The sequence below is a fragment of the Pseudochelatococcus sp. B33 genome (genome assembly GCF_053570585.1).
The window spans coordinates 182,977-204,567 of sequence record NZ_JBSEFH010000005.1; the positions used below are offsets into that span (position 1 = coordinate 182,977).

Genomic DNA, 21,591 nt, shown 5'->3' on the forward strand with positions numbered 1-21,591 from the left:
ACCCAAGGTAACATCGCCCGGGATCGCATCGCCCGGCACCGCCTCGCCGAAGTCACGCCCCGCCCGCACGGACAGGACGGCGCACGGCGCGGGAGAGGACTACCTGCCGAGCAGGGAGGACATCCTCGCCTTCATCGCCGAATCGCCCGGCAAGGTCGGCAAGCGCGAGATCGCACGGGCGTTCGGCATCGGCGGCGGCCAGCGCATCTGGTTGAAGCGCATCCTCAAGGACCTCGAGGAGGAAGGCGAGATCGACCGCCGCCACAAGACGCTGAGCCGCGCCGGCAGCCTGCCGCCGGTGGTGGTGGCGGACATCACCACCCGCGACCGCGACGGTGAACTCATCGCCATGCCGGCCGAATGGGACGATCCGGAGGGCGACCATCCCGCGCCGCGCATCCTCGTCACCCTGCCCAGGCGCCCCCGGCCCGGCCAGGCCGTGCCCGGCATCGGCGACCGCGTGCTGCTGCGCATCGAGGCCAACCGTGACCGGGATTCCGCCATAAGTCACGGGCCCGCCTACTATGGGCGCGTCATCAAGGTGCTGACGAAGACGCGCGCGCAGGTGCTCGGCATCTTCCGCGCCAACCCGGACGGCGAGGGCGGCCGGCTCGTGCCCGTCGACAAGAAGGCGCTCGGACGGGAGTTCCCCATCCGGCCGGGCGACAGCGGCGGGGCGGAGGACGGCGACCTCGTCACCGTGTCCGTGGTGCGCACCGGCCGCTTCGGCGGCTCGGCGGCCAAGGTGATCGAGCGGCTGGGCTCGCTGAAGACGGAACGGGCCGTGAGCCTCGTCGCGATCCACGCGCATGACATCCCGAGCGTGTTTTCGCCCGCCGCCCTGCGCGAGGCGGAGGAGGCGAGGCCCGTCACGCTGGAGGGGCGCGAGGACTGGCGCGAACTGCCGCTCATCACCATCGACCCCGCCGACGCGAAGGACCACGACGACGCGGTCCACGCCGCGCCCGACACCGACCCGAGGAACGTCGGCGGCTTCATGCTGACGGTGGCGATCGCGGACGTCGCCGCCTATGTCCGCCCCGGCACGGCGCTCGACAGGGAGGCGCTGGAGCGGGGCAACTCGGTCTATTTCCCCGACCGGGTGGTGCCGATGCTGCCCGAGCGCATCTCCAACGATCTCGGCTCGCTGCGCCCCGGCGAGGACCGGCCGGCGCTCGCCGCGCGCATCGTCATCGACATCGCCGGCCGCAAGCGCCGCCATTCCTTCCACCGCGTCATGATGCGTTCCGCCGCGAAGCTGTCGTACCAACAGGCGCAGGCCGCCATCGACGGCGCGCCCGACGAGACGACGCGCCCGCTGCTCGACACCGTGCTGCGGCCGCTGTGGGACGCCTACGCGGCGCTCACCGACGCGCGCGACGAACGCGAGCCGCTGGCGCTCGACCTGCCCGAGCGCAAGCTGATCCTGAAACCCGACGGCTCGATCGACCGGGTCATCATGCCCGAGCGCCTCGACGCCCACCGACTGATCGAGGAATGCATGATCCTCGCCAATGTCTGCGCGGCGGAAACGCTGGAGCAGGCGGAATCGCCGCTCATCTTCCGCACCCACGACGAACCCTCCGTCGAAAAGCTCAGGGCGCTCGCCGAGGTGCTGGCCTCCATCGGGTTGAAGGCGCCGAAATCGGGCGCGCTGACGCCGTCCCTGTTCAATGGCATCCTGGCGCATGTCGAGAACTCGCCCAACCGCGACTTCGTCAACGAGGTGGTGCTGCGCACCCAGGCGCAGGCGGAATATTCGGTCGACAACTACGGCCATTTCGGCCTCAACCTGCGCCGCTACGCGCATTTCACCTCACCGATCCGCCGCTATGCCGACCTCATCGTCCACCGGGCGCTCATCCGGGCGCTCAAGCTCGGGCCGGACGGCCTGCCCGCCCACACCACGCCCGGGGACCTGGCCGAGGTGGCGGCGCAGATCTCCGCCGCCGAGCGGCGCGCCATGGCGGCCGAGCGCGAGACCACGGACCGCCTGATCGCGCATTTCCTGGCCGACCGGATCGGCACGACCTTCACCGGCCGCATCGCCGGCGTGACGCGGGTCGGGCTGTTCGTGCGCCTGACCGACACGGGCGCGGACGGCTTCGTCCCGGTCTCGACGCTGGGCACGGATTTCTTCCGCTACGACGAGCGGCAGCATGCGCTCATCGGCAGCCGCACGCACAAGGTCTATCGGCTGGGCGATCCGGTGGAGGTGCGGCTGGTGGAAGCCGCGCCGATCGCGGGCGCGCTGCGCTTCGAGCTGCTGTCCGCAGGCGGCAACGGGCGCAAGGCCGCCCGCGCGTCCCGCCCCAAGATCAGCCGCGACAGGAACGGCCGCGACCGCCGGCGCGCGTGATGAACGCGCGTCGCGTCACGCGGCTTCGGGCCGCCCGGAGCGGCTCTTCGGCGACATTGAAAATCGTCAGTTTCCCGGCCATGTTGTTTACTCCTCCGCTCTCATCAGGCTAGGCCGAGAAATACGGCCAGCAATCTCGTCACTGAAAGCACGATCTCCTCGTCGACCCGACCGATCGGCGGGCCGATCTTGTCCCGCTTCACCGTCATGGCCTTGTCGATCATGATTTGCGACGCTTGCCGCAGGCCGTTCTGCTGTGTCGGCTGAACCGTCACGCGGATCAGGGGTGCATCGACCAGCGTTCCCGATATCAGCAGCACCGTGACGGTTCCTGTTTCCTCGAAACGGTCGGACTGGATCACGAGGGCGGGACCCGGCTTGCCGACGTCCCCTGACAGGGGGATTGTCACCAATTCGCCGCGCCTCATGCCTCGGACCCGTCGTCGATGAGGTCGGCAAGGGCGGCGTCGAGAATGCGCCCAACTCGTGATCGGCAGCGTCTGCCGCCGCGACCAGCAGGGACTGACGGCGGCATTCTTCCGCAAAACCCGGACGGCGCGTGTCCGGCACCCAGATTTGCACCGGGCGCAGTCCGGCCGCCCTCAAGGCAGCGCGGCGCTTCTGAACCCGTTCATTCACGGGGTGGGCATGATCAAAATCCTCAAATGTTACATGTAACATAACGATCAATGAGAAAGAAATCGAACCCGCCCCCCGGCGCTGAAGCCCCGCCTGTCCGAGCGCAGCTTTCCAACTCCCCGCCGGCCGTCCCGGCAGGAAGAGCATTTCCAGTGGCTTATTCCCTCCCGCCGGTTTGACTTCGCTGCCGGACGGCTTATGTCTGGAAGTGGAGGCGCGGTCCCGCGCCTCTGAGGCTTAGAAACCTCTCAAGCGTCGGTTGGTACCAACCGTGATGGTGCCTCCCCAGCTATATGGCCGGGGAGGCGCTGGCTATGTTCAGGGCTCGCGCCTAAAGGCCAGCGCGGCCGTGCGCTTGCGGTTTTCTAACTCTCCCGGCCACCAGCTAGGCGTTCCGCGAGGATCGCTTTTCTGGTGGCTTCATCATTCCGACGGGGAGTTATCATGACCGACAACAACCTTGGCGAAAGCCTGCTGGCGCTCTATGTTCAGCTCACACCGTGGGTGCAGGCCTTTCTGGCGCTCATCGCGTGCGTTCTCGTGCTCGGCGTGGCCTATCTTTTCAAGGAAACCGTGGCCGCCCTCACGCATCCGTTCATCCGCCCGCCGCCCGGGCGGGCACTTCGGGGCCTTCCAGGAGAGGTACCAAGGGAGATTCATGACGATTGAACCGCTCACCGGCGGCCTTGCTGCGCCGCGCACCATGCCCGACGCCGCGCCCCGCCGCGACGTCTGGCTCGCCGTGCGGCGCGGCGCGCAGTGCCGTTGCCCGGCCTGCGGGCGGGGCGCGCTGTTCTCCGGCTATCTCGGCGTCGTCGACCATTGCGCCGAATGCGGCGAGGCGCTGCACCACCACCGGGCCGACGACCTGCCGCCCTACATCACCATCACCATCGTCGGGCATATCATCATCACGCTGGTGCTCGCCGTCGAGATGTTCGCCGATTACTCGACGCTGACGCAGATGATCCTGTGGCCGCTGCTGACCCTGGCGCTGGCGCTCGTCCTGATGCGTCCCGTCAAGGGCGCGGTCGTCGGCTATCAATGGGCACTGCGCATGCACGGGTTCGGCGGCGGGGAGGAGACGACGTGAGCGAGGCCGCATCAACCGTCGACGAGACCGGCTACGCATCGGTCGTGCCGCGCGACGCGGCCTCGCTCATCATCCTCGACCACACGCTGCAAGGCCCCTATGTGCTGATGGGCAAGCGCCGCGAGGAGCTCGTGTTCATGCCAGGCAGCTACGTGTTTCCCGGCGGGCGGGTCGAGCCCTGCGACAGCGAGATGGTGGTCGCCGGCGCGCTCCACCCGGCGGCCGAGCAGAAGCTCATGCAGCAGGTCGAGGACGCCTCGCCCTTTTCCGCCCGCGCGCTGGCGCTCGCCGCCATCCGCGAGACGTTCGAGGAAACCGGCCACCTCATCGGCTCCAAGGACTACGGCCCGCCCGAGGAAACGCCGCCAGCGTGGCGGGCGTTCGCCGAGCACGGCGTGTTTCCGGAGCTCGACGCGCTGCATTTCATCGCCCGCGCCATCACGCCGGCGCGCTATCCGCGCCGTTTCGACGCACGGTTCTTCGTGGTGGACGCCTCGGCGATCGCCCACACCGTCGCGGGCGCTGGCGACGGCGAGTTCGTCGAGCTTGCCTGGGTAGCGCTCGACAAGACCGGGACGCTGGACACGCCGGCCATCACGCGACTGGTCGTGGCCGAACTCACGGCGCGGCTCGCCGCCGGCTTCCGGCAGGAGGCGCCGGTGCCGCTCTACCGCGGCCAGGAGATCCGCGAAATCTTGTAATGGCCGCGGCCCCTGAGGAAAATGTTGCATTCCGGCCCGAAATCGTGTAGCCGGAACGCTTCAATCGTTCATTGCGCGCAGGAAGAAGGAGCCCGCCATGGCTCGCGTCACCGTCGAAGACTGCATCGACAAGGTCGATAACCGTTTCGAGCTCGTGCTGCTGGCGAGCCACCGCGCCCGCATGATTTCCGCAGGTTCCCAGCTTCTGGTCGACCGCGACCGCGACAAGAACCCCGTGGTGGCGCTGCGCGAGATCGCCGAAGAGAAGTTCGCGCCCGAGGACCTGAAGGAAGAGCTCATCCACTCGCTGCAGAAGTATGTCGAGGTCGACGAGCCGGAGGAGGACGCCGTGCCGCTGATCGGCACTTCCTCGGCCGGCGCCGTCGACGACAGCGAGGTCCAGTTCGACCGCATGAGCGAGGAAGACCTGCTGCGCGGCCTGGAAGGGCTCGTGCCGCCCGCCGCGAGCGACGACGACGACTGAGCATCCCGCAGCATCATAGGAAAGGGGCCCGGAGCGATCCGGGCCTATCTGATTCCTGCGCCTGATTTTCCCGCGCCTGATCTCTTGCGTCTGATCGCTTGCGCCCGATCTCTTGCGCCCCGATTCCGGCCGCAGATTTGAATGCGCGCAAACAGCTTTGTTTTTTCGCCGTGATCTTTGTAAGATTTCCTTTCAGCCCGGCCGGACGGTTGCGGGCCGGGAAAGCGGATAGCGTTCAGTGTGGTGGAAGTTCAGGTGACGGACGGCGGCGAAATTGTGCGGGCGGTGGAACCGCCGGCAGGGGGTGAGGCGCGGGCGGGCGAGCAGGCCGTCGCTCCCCAGACGACCGCGAGAGCGGCCCATCCGCCGATGATGCGTCAGTACGAACTCGTCGAGCGCGTGAAGCGCTACGACCCGGACGCGGACGAGACGCTGCTCAACCGCGCCTATGTCTACGCCATGCGCGCCCACGGCACGCAGACGCGCGCCTCCGGCGACCTGTTCTTCTCGCATCCGCTCGAAGTGGCGGCCATCCTCACCGACCTCAAGCTCGACGACGCCACCATCGTCGCCGCCGTGCTGCACGACACCATCGAGGACACCGACGCGACGCGCGAGGAGATCGACCAGCTTTTCGGCCCCGAGATCGGCGCGCTGGTCGACGGCCTGACCAAGATCAAGAAGCTCGATTTCGTCTCGCGCAAGGCGACCCAGGGCGAGAACTTCCGCAAGCTGCTGCTCGCCGTCGCCGCCGACGTGCGGGTGCTGCTGGTGAAGCTCGCCGACCGGCTGCACAACATGCGCACGCTCGGCTTCATGGCACAGGAGAAGCGCGCCCGCATCGCCGAGGAGACGCTCGAGATCTACGCGCCGCTCGCCGGCCGCATGGGCATCCAGGAGATCCGCGACGAGCTGGAGGAGCTCGCCTTCCGCACCCTGAAGCCGGAGGCGTTCGAGACCATCGCCAAGCGCCTCGACGCCGTGACCGCGCGCAACGGCCGGCTGGTGGAGACCATCGAGCGCGACCTGACCCAGCGCCTCGCCGAGCGGGGCATAACGGCCCGCGTCAAGGGGCGGCGCAAGCGGCCCTATTCGATCTGGAAGAAGATGGAGCGCAAGTCGCTCGGCTTCGAGCAGCTGTCGGACATCTTCGCCTTCCGCATCATCGTCGACACCATCGACGAGTGCTACCGGGCGCTGGGCGTCGTACATACCGCCTGGCCGATGGTGCCCGGGCGCTACAAGGACTACATCTCGACGCCCAAGCAGAACGACTACCGTTCGATCCACACCACCGTGATCGGTCCTGGACATCAGCGCGTCGAGCTGCAGATCCGCACCGAGGATATGGACAACGTCGCGGAATACGGTATCGCCGCCCACACGCTCTACAAGGACGGGCGCACCGACCAGCCGTCGAAGCTGCTCAACGAAAGCCGCGCCTATCAATGGCTGCGGCGCACCGTGGACCTGCTGGCGGAAGGCGACAGCCCGGAAGAGTTTCTCGAACACACCCGGCTTGAGCTGTTTCACGATCAGGTGTTCTGCTTCACGCCCAAGGGGCGGCTCATCGCCCTGCCGCGCGGCGCGACGCCGATCGACTTCGCCTATGCGGTCCACACCAACATCGGCAACACTGCCGTGGGCGCGAAGATCAACGGTCAGATCGCCCCGCTGCTGTCGGAGCTGGAGAACGGCGACGAGGTCGAGATCATGCGCGCCGACGGCCAGATCCCGCCGGCGGCGTGGGAATCGCTCGTCGTCACCGGCAAGGCGCGCGCCGCCATCCGCCGCGCGACGCGCGACGCGGTGCGCCGCCAGTATGCGGGCCTCGGGCGCCAGATCCTGGAGCGCGCCTTCGAGCGCGCCGGGCGCGCCTATTCGGACGACAAGCTGCGGGCCGCCCTGCCGCGGCTCGCGCGCGCCTCTATCGACGACACGCTCGCGGCCGTCGGCCGCGGCGAGATGTTCTCGGGCGACGTGGTGAAGGCGGTCTACCCCGACTACAAGGACGAGCGCCGTCCCACCGTGGACGGGCTCTCCGGCCACGGCTGGTTCGGCCTCAAGGGCAGCGAGAGCCTGAAGTTCAAGGTGCCCGACAGCAATGCCGAGCCGGACGGCCGCGCCATTCCCGTGCGCGGCTTCAACAGCGACCTGCCGATCACCTTCGCGCCCGAGGGCGGCGCGGTGCCGGGGGATCGCATCGTCGGCATCCTGACCCCCGGCGAGGGCATCACCATCTACCCGATCCAGTCGAAGGCGCTGGCCGCGTTCGAGCACGAGCCCGAGCGCTGGCTCGACGTGCGCTGGGACGTGGACGAGGGCAACATCCAGCGCTTCCCGGCGATCATCGCGCTCAGCATCATCAACGAGCCGGGCTCGCTGGCGCAGGTCACGCAGATCATCGCCGATCACGACGCCAATATCGAAGACATCGCCATGCAGCGGCCGACGCCCGACTTCTCGAACGTCACCATCCGCCTGTCGGTGTGGGACCTCAAGCACCTGACGAGCCTCATCGCCGAACTGCGCACCACCCGCGCGGTGAGCAAGGTCGTGCGCCTCACCGATTGAGCGATGCCTGCGACCGTCCCGAGGCGGGTTGACGGCAGGCGGCAGGAAGCCGATAGTGAAGAGCATTACGCTGGTGCCCGCCTCGGTTTGCGGATGCGAAGCGCCGGAAATGCTGGAATTACATTGATCTGAACAATTGCTGGGCCGCACGGGCAGGTTTTTAGAATTTCAAAGTTCACACACATGTTAACCCGTCGCCATTATTAATTTTCCCACTACGACAGATTGAAATTTATTGAGTGTCAGGTAACATGCGCATCAGAAGATCGCGCTTGGCGATACCCTTATGGTCGACGCTCCCCTTCGCAATCCGCGCGGGCCTGGCAAACCGCCGCCCGGTAAGGGCGTTGCCGGGATCCCTGAACGGCGGTGCAAGCCTCACAACAGGCGGAGTATAGTATCGTCGTGGGAATTGTCAGTTGTGGGCATTGACTTCTGCTTGGGCAACCATCGCTTGAGCAAGACACTCGGGTGGCAAGTTTGGGTGAAAGGTTTGGGCGAAATTGGAAGCATTTGGAAACACAAGGGATATTGTCCGACTTTGCGAATAAGCGCCTGCCGCGAGCTGTGGTCCGCCTGCCCGGTGGGCCGGAAGGCCAAGGGCTGGATTCGTTTCATGAATTAAACCTAAGAGACCAACCCGATGTCTGTAACGCGCCGGGCCCTGTTCATCGACGGGGCCAACCTTTACGCTACCACCAAGACGCTCGGCTTCGACGTCGACTTCAAGCGCCTGCTGCGGTCCTACAACCATAACGGGCGTCTGGTGCGGGCGTTTTACTATACCGCCATGATTGAGGACCAGGAGTATTCGTCGATCCGCCCGCTGGTGGACTGGCTCGACTACAACGGCTATCGCGTGGTGACCAAGCCGACGAAGGAGTTCATCGACTCCGCCGGCCGGCGCAAGATCAAGGGCAACATGGACATCGAGCTCGCCATCGACGCGCTCGAGATCGCGCCCTACATCGACGAGATGATCCTGTTCTCCGGCGACGGCGACTTCCGGTCGCTGGCCGAGGCGATGCAGCGGCGCGGCGTGCGCGTGATCGTGGTCTCCACCATCCAGACCCAGCCGCCGATGATCGCCGACGAGCTGCGCCGGCAGGCGGACGAATTCGTCGATATCACCCAGCTCATCCCGCTGATCGGCCGCGAGCACGCCGAGCGCCCGGACCGCACCGTCCGCCTCCAGTCGGATCCTGACGACCGCGAGACCATCAAGGGCCGCTCGTCTCTGGTCGAACGCCGCTACGGCATCCGGAACCAGACGAGCGACGACGATGGCGTCGCATGAGGGCAGCACGTCGCAGCCCGGACGACGACGGCGCCCCGGCGGGGCCGTCGCGCAGGCGGTGCTGAGCGCCGAGCCCGACGCCGACTGCGGCCTGTGCCCCCGGCTGGCGGATTTCCGCCACGCGTGGCGCGAGCGCGAGCCCGACTGGTTCAACGCGCCGGTACCCTCCTTCGGCCTGCGGCGGGCGGCGCTCCTCGTCGTCGGCCTCGCACCGGGACTGCGGGGCGCGAACCGCACCGGCCGGCCGTTCACCGGCGATTACGCCGGCGACCTGCTGTACGAGACCCTGCTGTCGTTCGGCCTCGCGCGCGGCGTCTATGCCGCCTCTCCCGACGACGGGCTGGAACTCGTCGACAGCCGCATCACCAACGGCGTCCGCTGCGTACCGCCGGAAAACAAGCCGACAGGGGCGGAAATCGTGACCTGCCGGCAGTTCCTCGCCCGCACCATCGCCGACATGCCCGATCTCAGGGCCATCCTCGCCCTCGGGCGTATCGCGCACGACACCACGGTGCGGGCGCTGGGGCGCGTGCCGTCGCGCATCGCCTTCCGGCACGGCGGCCACCACGACATCGACGGGGTGCGGCTTTTCGACAGCTACCACTGCTCGCGTTACAACACGAGCACCCGCGTGCTGACTCCCGAGATGTTCCGGGCGGTGTTCGCCGACATCTGCGCCTATCTCGGCAACGAAAAGGCCGCCTGATCGGGCGGCCTCCGTATCACCCCTTCTGGCGCATGATCCGCGCCTTGTCGCGGTCCCAGGTGCGTTTCTTCTCGGTCTCGCGCTTGTCGTGCAGGTGCTTGCCGCGGGCGAGCGCGATCTCCACCTTGGCGCGGCCGCGGTCGTTGAAATAGACCCTGAGCGGCACCACGGTGAAGCCCTCGCGCTGGGTCGCGCCGAGAAGCCGGTTGATCTGGCGCTTGTGCAGCAGCAGACGGCGCGGGCGGCGGGTTTCGTGGTTGAAGCGGTTGGCCTGGAGATATTCCGGGATATAGGCGTTGAAGAGGAAGAACTCCTCGCCCGACGGCCCGGCATAGGCCTCGCTGATGGTGGCCTTGCCCGAGCGCAGCGACTTCACCTCGGTGCCGGTCAGCGATATCCCGGCCTCGATGGTGTCGACGATCTCGTAGTTGAAGCGCGCCTTGCGGTTGTCGGCGACAACCCGGTGCGCGCTCTTGTCCCTGGGTGCCATGGATCAGCCGTTCAGCAGGCCCGCATGCACGAGGGCGCTCCGCAGTTTCGCGCTCGTCGCCTCCGACACCGGCACCATCGGCAGGCGGACCTCGTCGCTGAGCCGCCCGGTGAGCGCCAGCGCATGCTTGACCGGCGAGGGGTTCGTCTCCAGGAACAGGCTGGTGTGCAGCGGCAGCAGGCGATCCTGCAGCGCGAGAGCGGTCGCGAAATCACCCGCGAGGGCGGCGTGCAGCAGATCCGTGCACTGGCGCGGCGCCACGTTCGACGTTACCGAGATGCAGCCGTGGCCGCCATGGGCGACGAGCGCGAGCGCGGTGATGTCCTCGCCGGAGAGCTGGATGAAATCCGGCCCCAGCACCTGGCGCTGGATGCTGACGCGGCCGATGTTGCTGGTCGCGTCCTTGACCCCGATGACGTTGGGCAGTTCGTAGAGGCGCGCCATGGTCTCCACCGACATGTCGATGACCGAGCGCGGAGGGATGTTGTAGATGATGATCGGAATGCCGATCGCGTCGTTGACAGCCTTGAAGTGCCGGTACAGCCCTTCCTGCGTCGGCTTGTTGTAATAGGGCGTGACGACGAGCACCGCGTCCGCTCCCACCTCCTCGGCATGGCGGGCGAAATCGATGGCCTCGGCGGTGCTGTTGGAGCCCGCGCCGGCGATGACCGGGACGCGGCCGCGCGCCTCCTCGACCGCCCATTTCACGACGTCCTTGTGCTCCTCGTGCGAGAGGGTGGGGCTTTCGCCCGTCGTCCCAACGGGCACGAGGCCGTCGATGCCGTTCTCGATCTGCCACGCGATGAGCGCGCGAAACGCCTCCTCATCCACGTCGCCATCGCGGAACGGTGTCACGAGGGCGGTATAGGAACCCTTGAAGCTCGGATGTGCTGCCATGATGTTTTCCCCGCGGATAGCGGGGACTCTCCCGGTGTGGCGTTATCGGCGGCAAGCCGCCAGGCGCCTGCTTGATGAATGCCGCCCTGATGAATGCCGCTGCAATACGAATATGCGAGTCGAACAACAAACGCTACTTAACCACTTGGATACGGATGCGCAAAGGCTCATATTGCGGAAGGGCGACGATTGGACACCTTTCTTTGACCGTCGTCGGGCGCTAGAACTCGGGACGTTCCGACGGAATCGGAACATGCGCTCTAGGTTCTTGATCTGCGCAGCTTTGGCGACGAAAGTGGTACTCACTTTTCTGCACGCTGCGCTAGAGACTGTGAGTGACTCGGGACGCGGCGCGGGCGACGGTGGTTAACATTTTCTTAAATGCCTCGCGGCGAATATGGGCGCAAGGACAGACCGGCCATGAATAGACCGGCACCTGGATCGACCGCTCGGGCGGTCGGCCGGTGCGCGGCCGGAAACGGTGGCAACCGGAGCCGCCGGCTGGGCCGTTGCAGGGAGACCCGTTGATGCGACTGGGAACAGGGCTGCTGCTCTCGCTGGCAGTGATCACCATCATCCTGGCGCCCGGATTGCTGGGCGGCGGCCGTGACGCGGACGACGCGGCGGTGCACACCAGCTCCATCACGCCTACACCCCCCGCCGGCGCGCCGGCAAGTATACCGGCAAGCGCGCCTGAAAATGCGCCGGCCAGCGCGGCCGACAGCGCATCGCCCGCTCAGCCCGCCTCCCCGCCCGCCGAAGCAAAGTCCCCGCAGACCGCCGCACTTCCCGACACGCCGCCGCCGGCGGAGCCCATCGAAGTCCGGTGGCCGGAGCCCGACGTCGCGGCGTTCCGCGAGGCGCTGGCCCTCTATCGCGCCGGCAAGGTGGACGAGGGTGACGCCGCCGCCGCGCGCATTGCCGATGCCGCGACGCGGGACACGCTGGAATGGATAGCGATTCGCAGCAGCGGCGCGGGCATCGATCTGACGCGCCTTGCAGCCTTCGCCCGCCGCAACCCGGACTGGCCCGGCAGCGAGGCGCTGCGGCGGCGCATCGAGGCGCAATATCTGCAGGGCAGACCCTCGGCGGCGGACGTGTTCGACACCTTCGCCGCGCGAGAGCCCGTGACGGTCGCCGGCCGGATGGCGCTGAGCCGGGCGCTCGCGGACGCCGGACAGGCGGAGCGCGGGCTCGGGATGGCGCGCGATCTGTGGCGCACGGAAGCGCTGTCGGCCTCGGCGCGCCGCTCGCTGCTCGACACCCACGGCGCCAGCCTCACGACGGCCGATCACCGGGCGCGGCTGCGCAACATGCTCTATGGCGAACGGTGGGAGGCGGCGCAGGACACGGCGCTGCGCCTCGGCCGCGACGAGCCGGCGCTGGTGGACGCCTTCGTCGCCGTCGCCAAGCGCACCCACGACGCCAAGAAGCTGATCAATGCCGTGCCCGACGCGCTGCGGACCACGCCGGAATATCTGCTAGCCCGCTCGCGGTTCGAACGGCGCGACGGCGACCTGAAAGCGGCGGCGGCAGCCCTGGTCAAGGCTGCGGAGCCGAACAAGGCAGCGATCGCGGCCCAGCGGCCGGAACCCCAGGCAGAGAACGCAGAGGCGGAGGAGGCCGCCGCGGAGGCCGACAACGACGTCGCCGAGGCGCAGAAGGCCGCATCCGAGGATGCTGCGGCGGTGGACGGGGGCGGTGCCACACCCACGCCCGACGCGGCGGGCCCGCAGATCAAGGTCATCGCTGCGCCGATTCCGCCGGCGGCCGGCGCCGATGCCGCGGCCGACAAGCAGGCGGCAGGCTCGCAGGCGGCAGGCTCGCAGGCAGTGGGCTCGCACTGGGCGCTGGAGCAGCGCCTCGTGGCGCGCGCGCTGCTCGACGCCGGCAACCCGAAGGCGGCCTACGAGGTCGCCGCGCTGCCGTTCGCGGCGAGCGACGCGGACAGGATCGACGCCGCTTTCTTCGCCGGCTGGATCGCCCTGCGGTTCCTCGACGACGCGGACGCCGCCGCCGTCCACTTCGCCGAAGCGGCGCCGCATGCGACGTTGCCGATCTCCGTGGCGCGGGTCGCGTACTGGCGCGGACGGGCGGCGCAGGCGCAAAAGGACGACGAGGCGGCACAGGCGTTCTTCAGCCGGGCGGCGGAGCACTCCACGACCTATTACGGCCAGCTCGCCCGCGCCCGGCTCGGCCTTGCCGACGTCGCGGTGCGGCCGCTGCCCGAACCCTCGGTCATCGCCCGGCGCGACCTGGCGCAGATGAAGATCGCCCAGGCGGTGCGGCTGCTGATCAAGGCGGGCGAGACCGATCTCACCCTGCCGTTCCTGTCCGCCATGGCCGCCCGCCTCGACGAGGATCACCTGGTGGCGCTGGCCGAACTCATCGAGGAAGCGCGCGACGCGCGGGCGACGCTGATCGTCGGCAAGGCCGCCGCCCACCGCGGCAAGCCGTTCGACGTCCCCGCCTTCCCGACCTTCGGCATACCCGAAATCGACGACAGCGCCGTCGAGGGGCCGATGATCTACGCCGTCACCCGGCAGGAAAGCGCCTTCGACGGCAAGGCGGTGTCGCACGCCGGCGCGCGCGGCCTGATGCAGCTCATGCCCGCCACCGCGCAGGCGACCGCGCGCGCCGCCGGGCTCCCCTACGACCTCACCCGCCTGACCAGCGACCCGGCCTACAACGCGCGCCTCGGCGCAAGCCATCTCGGCGAGCTGGTGGAGCGCTGGAACGGCTCCTACGTGCTCGCCATCGCCTCCTACAACGCCGGCCCCGGCAACGTGCGCAAGTGGATCGCGGCCTACGGCGATCCGCGCTCGCCCGGCATCGATGCGGTTGACTGGGTGGAGCGCATCCCCTTCTCCGAAACGCGCAACTACGTGCAGCGGGTGCTGGAGAACCTGCAGGTCTATCGCTCCCGGCTCAACAACGAGACGGCGCTGCTGATCGAGCAGGACCTGCAGCGCGGCCGGCGCAACGCGCCCTGAGAGGGTCATCGTTTCACGGAAATAGTGAAACCCTCTTGCTTCTTTCTTGCGAGCGAATTCTGATCGATATTCCATTTGGTCGGAAAGCGCCCGGTGCGTGCGCGCCCGCGATCTGAGAAAAATCAAGGAACTGCGGATCACGGGTAGTATTGTGGTCACACAGGTTTGTTATGGATCTGCTTTGCCGCGTCGAGGAAGACGCCGCGGGGAGCGGCGGTGAGCCGCACGCCATTCGAAGGCCGGCGCGAGATCGGCCGTCACGTCGCGAGAGGAAGACATGAACGCCCCAGAAGCCGCCAAGGCCGGAACCTCGCAGAAGCCGCGTTTCCGGGATGTGTATATCTCCGCCAAGGACGGGCTGAGGCTGCATGTGCGCGAATACGGCCCTTCGGTGAGCGACTATCCGGCGGTCGTCTGCCTGCCGGGCATGGCGCGCACGGCCGCGGACTTCCACGACCTCGCCGAGATCCTCGCCAACGACGCGCACCGGCCGCACCGCGTCATCAGCGTCGACTATCGCGGGCGCGGCCTCTCCGACTGGGACCCCGACTGGACCCACTACAATCCCTATGTCGAGATCGACGATCTGCAGCAGGTGCTGTCCGCGCTCGGCATCGCCAAGGCGATCTTCGTCGGCACCTCGCGCGGCGGCCTGCTCGTGCTCGGCCTTGTCGGCATCGCGCCGGAGCTGATCCATGCCGTGGTGTTCAACGACATCGGCCCCGTCGTCGAGCCGCAGGGCCTGGTGCGCATTCGCGGCTACCTCGGCAAGATGCCCTCGCCGGCGAGCTACGCCGAGGCGATCGACATTCTGAGATCCTATCAGGACGCGCAGTTCCCCGCGCTTGACGAACGCGACTGGGAGGCGCTGGCGCACGGCACATGGCACGAGGCCGACGGCACCCTGAAGCTCGCCTACGACCCGGCGCTGAAGAACACCCTCGAAGGCGTCGATCTGGAAAAGGCCGCCCCGCCCCTGTGGCCCATGTTCGACGGGCTGAAGAACGTGCCCGTGCTCGCCGTGCGCGGCGAGAAGTCGGACATCCTGCGCCCGGAAACATTGGCCGAGATGCAGGCGCGCCACGAGCACCTCGAAACCCTGCTCATCGCCGACCAGGGCCACACGCCGGTGATGACCCATCCCGAGGTCAGCGGCCCGATCGCAAGCTTCATCAACCGCGTCAGCACCCGCCTCACGGGCTGATGCGCAGGCCGTCATAGGCGGCAGCGACGCCCGCGGGCAGACGCGCGCTCAATTCGTCGTAATCGAGATCGGCATGCAGATCCGTGAGCACGGCGCGGCGCGGGCGCACCTCGCCGATGAACGCCAGCGCATCGTCGACGGAAAAATGCGACGGGTGCGGCATGTAGCGCAGCGCGTCGATAATCAGGAGGTCGAGACCGCGCAGGAGATCGACGCTCGCTTGCGGAATGCGTTTGACGTCGGGGACGTAGGCCGCCGCCTTTCCCTCCGCCTCGAAGCGGAAGCCGAGCCCGTCGATATCGCCGTGGTTGACCCGCACCGGCATGACGTCGATCGCGCCGCCCGCGCCGCCGAACGTCACCGGCACCGCATCCTCGAAGAGATGCGCCGACAGGATCGGGGGGTAGTTGCTGCCCGGCGGCGTGACGAAGCAATAGCCGAAACGCTCGAACAGCAGCGCCTGCGTGTGGGCGTCGGCGTAGACATCGAGCCGGCGGCGCATGGACAGCGCCAGCGCCCGCAGATCGTCGATGCCGTGGGTGTGGTCGGCGTGCTCGTGGGTGTAGAGAATCGCATCGAGATGCGCGATGTCGGCCGCGAGCAACTGCTCGCGCAGGTCGGGACCCGTGTCGACGAGGAGGCCGGTTTCACGTCCCCCCTCCCACCGGGCAACGTGGATGGAGCAGCGCAGGCGGCGGTTCTTCGGATTGGCCGGGTCGCACGCCCCCCAGCCGCCGCCGACCCTCGGCACGCCGGCCGACGAGCCGCATCCGAGGATGGTGACGGCGAGCGTCATGCCGCGAGGCTTCCCGCCAGCCTGTCCTGCCCCGCCTTGCCGAACAGGCGGCGGAAGTTCTCGGTCGTCTGCTGCGCCAGCGCCTGTTCGGAGAGGCCCCGCACCTCGGCCAGCGCCTTTGCCGTGTGCGCCACATAGGCCGGCTCGTTGCGCTTGCCGCGATAGGGCAGCGGCGCGAGATAGGGCGCGTCCGTCTCCACCAGCAGCCGGTCGACCGGCACGCTCTTGGCGATCTCGCGCAGCTCCTCGGACTTCTTGAACGTGATGATGCCCGAGAACGACACGTAGAGCCCGAGCCGCACGCCGACCTCGGCCAGCGCCGGGCCGGAGGAGAAGCAGTGCAGGACCGCCGTGAAGCGGCCCTTCGCCATCTCCTCCGACAGGATGGCGATCATGTCGTCATCGGCGTTGCGGGCGTGGATGACGAGCGGCAGGCCGGTGACGCGCGCGGCCTCGATATGGCGCAGGAACACCGCGCGCTGCACCTCGGCCGACTCGCGTTCGTAGAAATAGTCGAGCCCCGATTCGCCCACGGCGATGCAGCGCGGATGCCCCGTATGCGCCAGGATCTCCTCGATCGTCACGTCCGGCTCGTCCTTCGCCTGCATCGGGTGCGTGCCGATGGAGAAGAACACGCCGCTGTGCGCCTCCGCGATGGCGCGGTAGGTCGCGGCCTCGCGCACGCGCGTCGAGATCGTCACCACCTGCCCGACGCCGGCGGCTGCGGCGCGCGCCAGCACGGCATCGAGCTCCCGCGCGAAATAGTCGAGGTGGCAATGCGAATCGACCAGCATCACGCGCCGCTCCCCTCCGCCGGCTCGACATAGCGCGGGAAGACGCCGGCCGGCTCCGGCAGCGCGGTGCCGGGCGCAATGCGTCCGCCCGGCCCGAGCGCCGCGAAGTCACGCGCGTCCTCCGCAACGGCGAGCAGGTCGAGCAGCCTCGCCGCCGCTTCGGGCGTGGCCATCTGGGCGAAGATCGCCACCTGCCGCAGCACTTCCGCCGTCACGTAGAGGACGGTGTCGGCGCGGCCGGGATCGGTCTTGCGCAGCGCCCACGGCGCCTGGGCGGCGAAGTAACGGTTCGCGTCCGCGACCACCGACCACACGTCGCCGAGGATCGTGTGGATGGCGAAGTCCCCGATCGCCACGCGCGCCTTGGCCAGCAGCCCGTCGGCCGCCGCGAGCAGCGCCTCGTCGGCAGCATCGAGGGGACCCGGCGCGGGCAGCACGCCGCCGAGGTTCTTGGCGATCATGGACAGCGAGCGCTGGGCCAGATTGCCGAGATCGTTGGCGAGATCGGCGTTGATGCGGTTGACGATCGCCTCGTGGCTGTAGCTGCCGTCCTGCCCGAAGGGCACCTCGCGCAGCAGGAAGTAGCGCAACTGGTCGGTGCCATAGGCCCTTGCGAGCGCGATGGGGTCGATGACGTTGCCGACCGATTTCGACATCTTCTCGCCGCGGTTGAACAGGAAGCCGTGGCCGAAGACGCGCCTGGGCAGCGGCAGTCCCGCCGACATCAGGAACGCCGGCCAGTAGACCGCATGGAAGCGGGTGATGTCCTTGCCGATGATATGGACGTCCGCCGGCCAGAAGCGCCAGTCGGCGTCGTTCTCGTCCGGAAAGCCCACGCCGGTGAGGTAGTTGGTCAGCGCGTCGACCCACACGTACATGACGTGGCCGGGGGCGTCCGGCACCGGCACGCCCCACGACAGTGTGGTGCGCGAGATCGACAGGTCCTGCAAGCCGCCCCTGACGAAGTTCACCACCTCGTTGCGCCGGCTCTCCGGCCCGATGAAGTCGGGATGCGCCTCGTAATAGGCGAGCAGTCGGTCCTGATAGGCGGACAGGCGGAAGAACCAGGTCTGCTCCTGCGTCCACTCCACCGGCGTGCCCTGCGGCCCGTAGCGCACGCCGTCGCGCACTGTGGTCTCGCTCTCGTCGTAGAACGCCTCGTCGCGCACCGAATACCAGCCGGCATAGGTGTCGAGAAAGATGTCCCCGGCCACCTTCATCCGCCGCCACAGCTCCTGCGACGCGGCGTAGTGCGCGGGCTCGGTGGTGCGGATGAAACGGTCGCGCGAGATATCGAGCGCATCGGCCATGGCGACGAACTGCGCCGTGTGGCGGTCGGAGAGCTCCTTGGGGCTGATGCCTTCCTTCGCCGCCGTCTGCGCCATCTTCAGGCCGTGCTCGTCGACGCCGGTCATGAAGAAGACGTCGTACCCGTCGAGCCGCTTGAAGCGCGCGATGGCATCGGTCGCGATCGCCTCGTAGGCGTGACCGATGTGGGGCGCGCCATTCGGATAGGATATGGCGGTGGTGATATAGAAAGTCTCAGCGTCGGCCATCAGTCTCTGCCAGAAAATCAACGGTCATGCAGCGTGCGCGCGCCGGGCCGCATCCGCAAGATCGCCGAAGAGGGTGAAGACCAGCGGACGGCGATCGAGATTGAGCACCTGCGTCTCGCGCGCCGCGCGTGCGATGTTGTCCCACACCTCGACGAAACGCGCAAGGTGACCCGGCCCCCGCGCCGCCCGTTTGTGAATGAGTTCCCCGATCCAGTCATGCACCGTGGACAGGAGAACCGCGAAATCCGCCTCAGCCTCGCGCCCGGTCATGGCGTCGGCCAGTTCGTGCAGGGCGGCGGGATCGATCTCCGGCAGGCGCTCCAGCATGGCGCGGACGCGCTCCACCAGGGCGATGGTATGCGTGTCGATGAGGCCGAGCGCCGCCCGCACCGAGCCGCGCGACAACGCCGCCGCCTTTTGCAGCGTCCCCTCCTCCACGTCGCCGAGGGGCGGCGGCAGGGCGCGCACGGCGCGCGCCACCTCGTCCGCGGGCAGCGCGCGCAGCAGCAGGCGGCGGCAGCGGGAGCGGATGGTCGGCAGCGTGCGCCCCGGCGCATGGGCGACGAGCAGGAACAGCGCGCGCGGGGGCGGCTCCTCGATCACCTTGAGCAGCGCATTGGCGCTTGCGACATTGAGGTCCTCGACGGAATCGACGATGCAGATGCGATAGCCGTCGTTGCCGGCGGTGGACGTGAACAGCGCCAGCGCCCGGCGCACGGCATCGACCGGAATGACCGTCGAGGCCGCCTTCTTCTCCGTCGCCGGGGCGCGGCGCAGCGCGACGAGATTGGGATGGGAGAGCGCGGCGATTTCGGCGGCGACCTTCGCCGCCGCGCCGCTGCGCGCGTCCGCCGCGAGCGTGCGCGCGTCGCGCACCGCCTGCGCCTGCGGATCGGTATGGGTGAGCAGAAATCGCGCCGCGCGGTAGGCGAACGTTGCCTTGCCGATGCCCTGCGGCCCGCCGATCAGCCAGGCATGGTGCAGCCGCCCCGACCGGTAGGCGTCGAGGAACTCCCGCTCCGCCTCCTCCAGCCCGAAGAGCGCGTCGTGGACACGGGGATGGGGCGCGCCGGGAAACTGGTCCGGTTCGGCGTCAGTCATGGTCGGTTTCAGGCGTCCCTGCCGGCGCGGACACGGCGTCCGCCCCGTTGTTTGACGCCGAAAGCAGCCGTGCGTCAACCTCCCGCCAGATGCGTGCCTCCACCTCGTCCGCCGACGCGTCGGCGTCGATGACCGCGCATCGCTCGGGCTCGGCGCGGGCGATGGCGAGGAAACGCTCCCGCAGATCGCGGTGGAAAGCCGGCGCCTCGCCCTCGAACCGGTCCGTCGCCTCGCCGCGCTCCTGCCTGCGCACGTCCGCCCGCCCCAATCCGACTTCGGGCGGCATGTCGAGGACGAGGGTGAGGTTCGGCCGCGTATCGCCGACCACGATGCGCTCCAGCGCGCGCAGGAGCGCGGGGTCGGGCTCCCCGGTGGCGCCCTGGTAGGCCATGGTCGAATCGCTGAAGCGGTCGCAGATCACCCACGCGCCGCGCGCCAGCGCCGGCCGGATCAGCGTGTCGAGATGGTCGATGCGCGCGGCCGAGAACAGCAGCGCCTCCGCCATGGGGCCGAAATCGCGGGTGCGACCGGAGAGAATCGCCTCGCGGATGGCCTCGGCCTTCGGCGAGCCGCCGGGTTCGCGCGTCGTCACCACCGGGATGCCGCGCGCCTCGAGCCGCTGCGCGAGCCGGCGCATCTGGGTGGACTTGCCGACCCCCTCGCCCCCCTCCAGCGTGACGAACTTTCCCGGCGGGACCGGAGGCACGCTCATATCAGCCGCTCGAACGCGCGGCGCACGGCGCCCGTCGCCCACTCGAAAACCGCATCGAACGCTCGCTGGTGAAGGCTGCCCCTGGGCACCGCCTCACCGGTTTCCAGCGGCACCTCCAGCATGCGCAGCGACCCGCGCTGCACCTCCAGGCGGCCGAGCGCCACCCCCTTCTCCACCGGCGCGACCACGGGGCCATTGTAGACGATGCGCGCCGACAGGCGCTCGTCCGATCCGCGCTGCACCAGCACCTCGACCGGCACGGGCGAGACGAGCGCGACGGTCCCCTTCTCGCCGCCGAACACAGATGCCTCGCCGATCACCTCGCCGGCCGTGAACAGCCGCCGCAGCTCGAACGAACGCAGGCCCCAGTCCAGCAGCTTGCGCGCTTCCTGATCGCGCTCGCGCGCCGTCTTCGCGCCCGACACCACGACGATCAGCCGCTGGCCGTCGAGCACGGCGGAACCGACGATGCCGAATCCGGCGCGCTCGGTATAGCCGGTCAGGAACCCGTCCGCGCCGATGTTGAGCGCCAGCAGCGGATTGCGGTTGCGCTGGGTGATCTTGTTCCAGGTGAATTCGGGCTCGGCGAACGCCTTGTAGAGATCGGGATAGGTCTCGATGACGTGTTCCGCCAGGCGGGCGAGATCGCGCGCCGTGGTCCGCTGGCCCTCGGCCTCCAGGCCGGACGCGTTGACGAAGTTGGAGTTCTTGAGGCCGATGGCCTCCGCGCGGCGGTTCATGATCCGCGTGAAGGCCGTCTCGGTGCCCGAAATGCCCTCGGCGATGATGATCGCCGCGTCGTTGCCGGAGGGCACGGCAAGGCCGCGCAGCAGGTCGGACACCGCGATATGGCTGTTGACGGAAGCGAACATCGCCGTGGTGCGCGACGGCGCGCCACCGGTGCGCCAGGCGTATTCGGAAACGTGGAATTCTCGCTCAAGCGACAGCCGCCCCTCGCTGATCTCGTGGAACAGCACCTCGGCGGTCATGATCTTGACGAGGCTTGCGGGCTCGAACGGCTCATCGGCGCCCTTCTCGAAGAGCACCGTACCGGTGCCGACATCGATGAGCAGGGCGCGCGGCAGCTCGGTCTGGAAAGCCTGGGCGTGGGCGCGGCCGGACAGTATCGCGGCGACGGCGAGCACCGGCAGCAGCGACACCAGCCTCAGCACGAAATTCCCGTCAATGCGCATCA

Annotated in this window: 19 protein-coding genes and 1 pseudogene; 10 read left to right on the forward strand and 10 right to left on the reverse strand. The window is 68.4% G+C overall.

The window, feature by feature from the left end; translation table 11 throughout:
* Nucleotides 1-103 precede the first annotated feature (103 nt).
* A complete protein-coding gene (gene rnr, locus ACUSIJ_RS07225) occupies nt 104-2,359 on the forward strand; it encodes a ribonuclease R (protein ID WP_449307806.1) in 2,256 nt (751 codons plus the stop codon).
* A 104-nt stretch (nt 2,360-2,463) separates the two neighbouring features.
* Here the strand turns inward: rnr and ACUSIJ_RS07230 are convergent, their stop codons facing one another.
* Complete coding sequence (locus tag ACUSIJ_RS07230) at nt 2,464-2,787, reverse strand: type II toxin-antitoxin system PemK/MazF family toxin (protein WP_449307708.1); 324 nt, start codon at nt 2,785-2,787, stop codon at nt 2,464-2,466.
* Nucleotides 2,784-3,040: pseudogene (locus ACUSIJ_RS07235) on the reverse strand (antitoxin MazE family protein). Before ACUSIJ_RS07235 ends, ACUSIJ_RS07230 begins: the two are co-directional and overlap by 4 nt.
* A gap of 402 nt (nt 3,041-3,442) precedes the next feature.
* Between ACUSIJ_RS07235 and ACUSIJ_RS07240 the strand changes: the two are divergent.
* From ACUSIJ_RS07240 to ACUSIJ_RS07270, 7 genes are all read left to right on the forward strand, one after another.
* Entirely contained in the window at nt 3,443-3,667 is a 225-nt protein-coding gene (locus tag ACUSIJ_RS07240; protein ID WP_449307709.1) for a hypothetical protein, read from the forward strand.
* Nucleotides 3,657-4,091: a DUF983 domain-containing protein gene (locus ACUSIJ_RS07245; protein WP_449307710.1), complete on the forward strand. Its 435-nt coding sequence runs from the start codon at nt 3,657-3,659 to the stop codon at nt 4,089-4,091. Before ACUSIJ_RS07240 ends, ACUSIJ_RS07245 begins: the two co-directional genes overlap by 11 nt.
* Nucleotides 4,088-4,792: an NUDIX hydrolase gene (locus ACUSIJ_RS07250; RefSeq protein ID WP_449307711.1), complete on the forward strand. Its 705-nt coding sequence runs from the start codon at nt 4,088-4,090 to the stop codon at nt 4,790-4,792. The genes ACUSIJ_RS07245 and ACUSIJ_RS07250 overlap by 4 nt, the downstream gene beginning before the upstream one ends.
* Before the next feature lie 97 nt (nt 4,793-4,889).
* The gene (rpoZ, locus tag ACUSIJ_RS07255) at nt 4,890-5,276 is read left to right on the forward strand and encodes a DNA-directed RNA polymerase subunit omega (protein ID WP_449307712.1); all 387 of its coding nucleotides are present in this window, start codon (nt 4,890-4,892) and stop codon (nt 5,274-5,276) included.
* Between the two features lie 369 nt (nt 5,277-5,645).
* On the forward strand, nt 5,646-7,850 hold the full coding sequence (locus tag ACUSIJ_RS07260; RefSeq protein ID WP_449307807.1) for a RelA/SpoT family protein: 2,205 nt from the start codon (nt 5,646-5,648) through the stop codon (nt 7,848-7,850).
* Nucleotides 7,851-8,493: 643 nt separating this feature from the next.
* Nucleotides 8,494-9,147, forward strand: a complete 654-nt coding sequence (locus ACUSIJ_RS07265) for a LabA-like NYN domain-containing protein (RefSeq protein ID WP_449307713.1) — start codon at nt 8,494-8,496, stop codon at nt 9,145-9,147.
* Nucleotides 9,134-9,853: a uracil-DNA glycosylase gene (locus tag ACUSIJ_RS07270; protein WP_449307714.1), complete on the forward strand. Its 720-nt coding sequence runs from the start codon at nt 9,134-9,136 to the stop codon at nt 9,851-9,853. The genes ACUSIJ_RS07265 and ACUSIJ_RS07270 overlap by 14 nt, the downstream gene beginning before the upstream one ends.
* Before the next feature lie 16 nt (nt 9,854-9,869).
* Here ACUSIJ_RS07270 and smpB read toward each other — a convergent pair whose 3' ends face one another.
* Together smpB and dapA are read right to left on the reverse strand one after the other, a co-directional pair.
* The gene (smpB, locus tag ACUSIJ_RS07275; protein ID WP_449307715.1) at nt 9,870-10,343 is read right to left on the reverse strand and encodes an SsrA-binding protein SmpB; all 474 of its coding nucleotides are present in this window, start codon (nt 10,341-10,343) and stop codon (nt 9,870-9,872) included.
* A gap of 3 nt (nt 10,344-10,346) precedes the next feature.
* Nucleotides 10,347-11,240, reverse strand: coding sequence for a 4-hydroxy-tetrahydrodipicolinate synthase (dapA, locus tag ACUSIJ_RS07280; RefSeq protein ID WP_449307716.1), 894 nt, complete (start codon nt 11,238-11,240; stop codon nt 10,347-10,349).
* A gap of 527 nt (nt 11,241-11,767) precedes the next feature.
* On the opposite strand from dapA, the gene ACUSIJ_RS07285 reads away from it, so the two are divergent.
* Nucleotides 11,768-14,233 (forward strand): transglycosylase SLT domain-containing protein, encoded by a 2,466-nt coding sequence (locus ACUSIJ_RS07285; protein WP_449307717.1) that lies wholly within the window; start codon nt 11,768-11,770, stop codon nt 14,231-14,233.
* Nucleotides 14,234-14,510: 277 nt separating this feature from the next.
* Nucleotides 14,511-15,437, forward strand: a complete 927-nt coding sequence (locus ACUSIJ_RS07290) for an alpha/beta fold hydrolase (protein WP_449307718.1) — start codon at nt 14,511-14,513, stop codon at nt 15,435-15,437.
* Here the strand turns inward: ACUSIJ_RS07290 and ACUSIJ_RS07295 are convergent.
* The 6 genes from ACUSIJ_RS07295 to ACUSIJ_RS07320 are packed head-to-tail and all read right to left on the reverse strand — an operon-like array spanning nt 15,427 to nt 21,589.
* Nucleotides 15,427-16,233: an MBL fold metallo-hydrolase gene (locus ACUSIJ_RS07295; RefSeq protein ID WP_449307719.1), complete on the reverse strand. Its 807-nt coding sequence runs from the start codon at nt 16,231-16,233 to the stop codon at nt 15,427-15,429. The genes ACUSIJ_RS07290 and ACUSIJ_RS07295 overlap by 11 nt on opposite strands.
* On the reverse strand, nt 16,230-17,027 hold the full coding sequence (locus ACUSIJ_RS07300; protein ID WP_449307808.1) for a TatD family hydrolase: 798 nt from the start codon (nt 17,025-17,027) through the stop codon (nt 16,230-16,232). The genes ACUSIJ_RS07295 and ACUSIJ_RS07300 overlap by 4 nt, the downstream gene beginning before the upstream one ends.
* Nucleotides 17,027-18,583, reverse strand: coding sequence for a methionine--tRNA ligase (metG, locus tag ACUSIJ_RS07305; protein ID WP_449307720.1), 1,557 nt, complete (start codon nt 18,581-18,583; stop codon nt 17,027-17,029). Before metG ends, ACUSIJ_RS07300 begins: the two co-directional genes overlap by 1 nt.
* 24 nt (nt 18,584-18,607) lie before the next feature.
* Nucleotides 18,608-19,684 carry a DNA polymerase III subunit delta' gene (locus tag ACUSIJ_RS07310; RefSeq protein WP_449307721.1) on the reverse strand — a complete coding sequence of 359 codons (1,077 nt, stop codon included), beginning with the start codon at nt 19,682-19,684 and terminating at the stop codon, nt 18,608-18,610.
* Complete coding sequence (gene tmk, locus ACUSIJ_RS07315; protein ID WP_449307722.1) at nt 19,677-20,396, reverse strand: dTMP kinase; 720 nt, start codon at nt 20,394-20,396, stop codon at nt 19,677-19,679. Before tmk ends, ACUSIJ_RS07310 begins: the two co-directional genes overlap by 8 nt.
* Entirely contained in the window at nt 20,393-21,589 is a 1,197-nt protein-coding gene (locus ACUSIJ_RS07320) for a D-alanyl-D-alanine carboxypeptidase family protein (protein WP_449307809.1), read from the reverse strand. Before ACUSIJ_RS07320 ends, tmk begins: the two co-directional genes overlap by 4 nt.
* Nucleotides 21,590-21,591 lie beyond the last annotated feature (2 nt).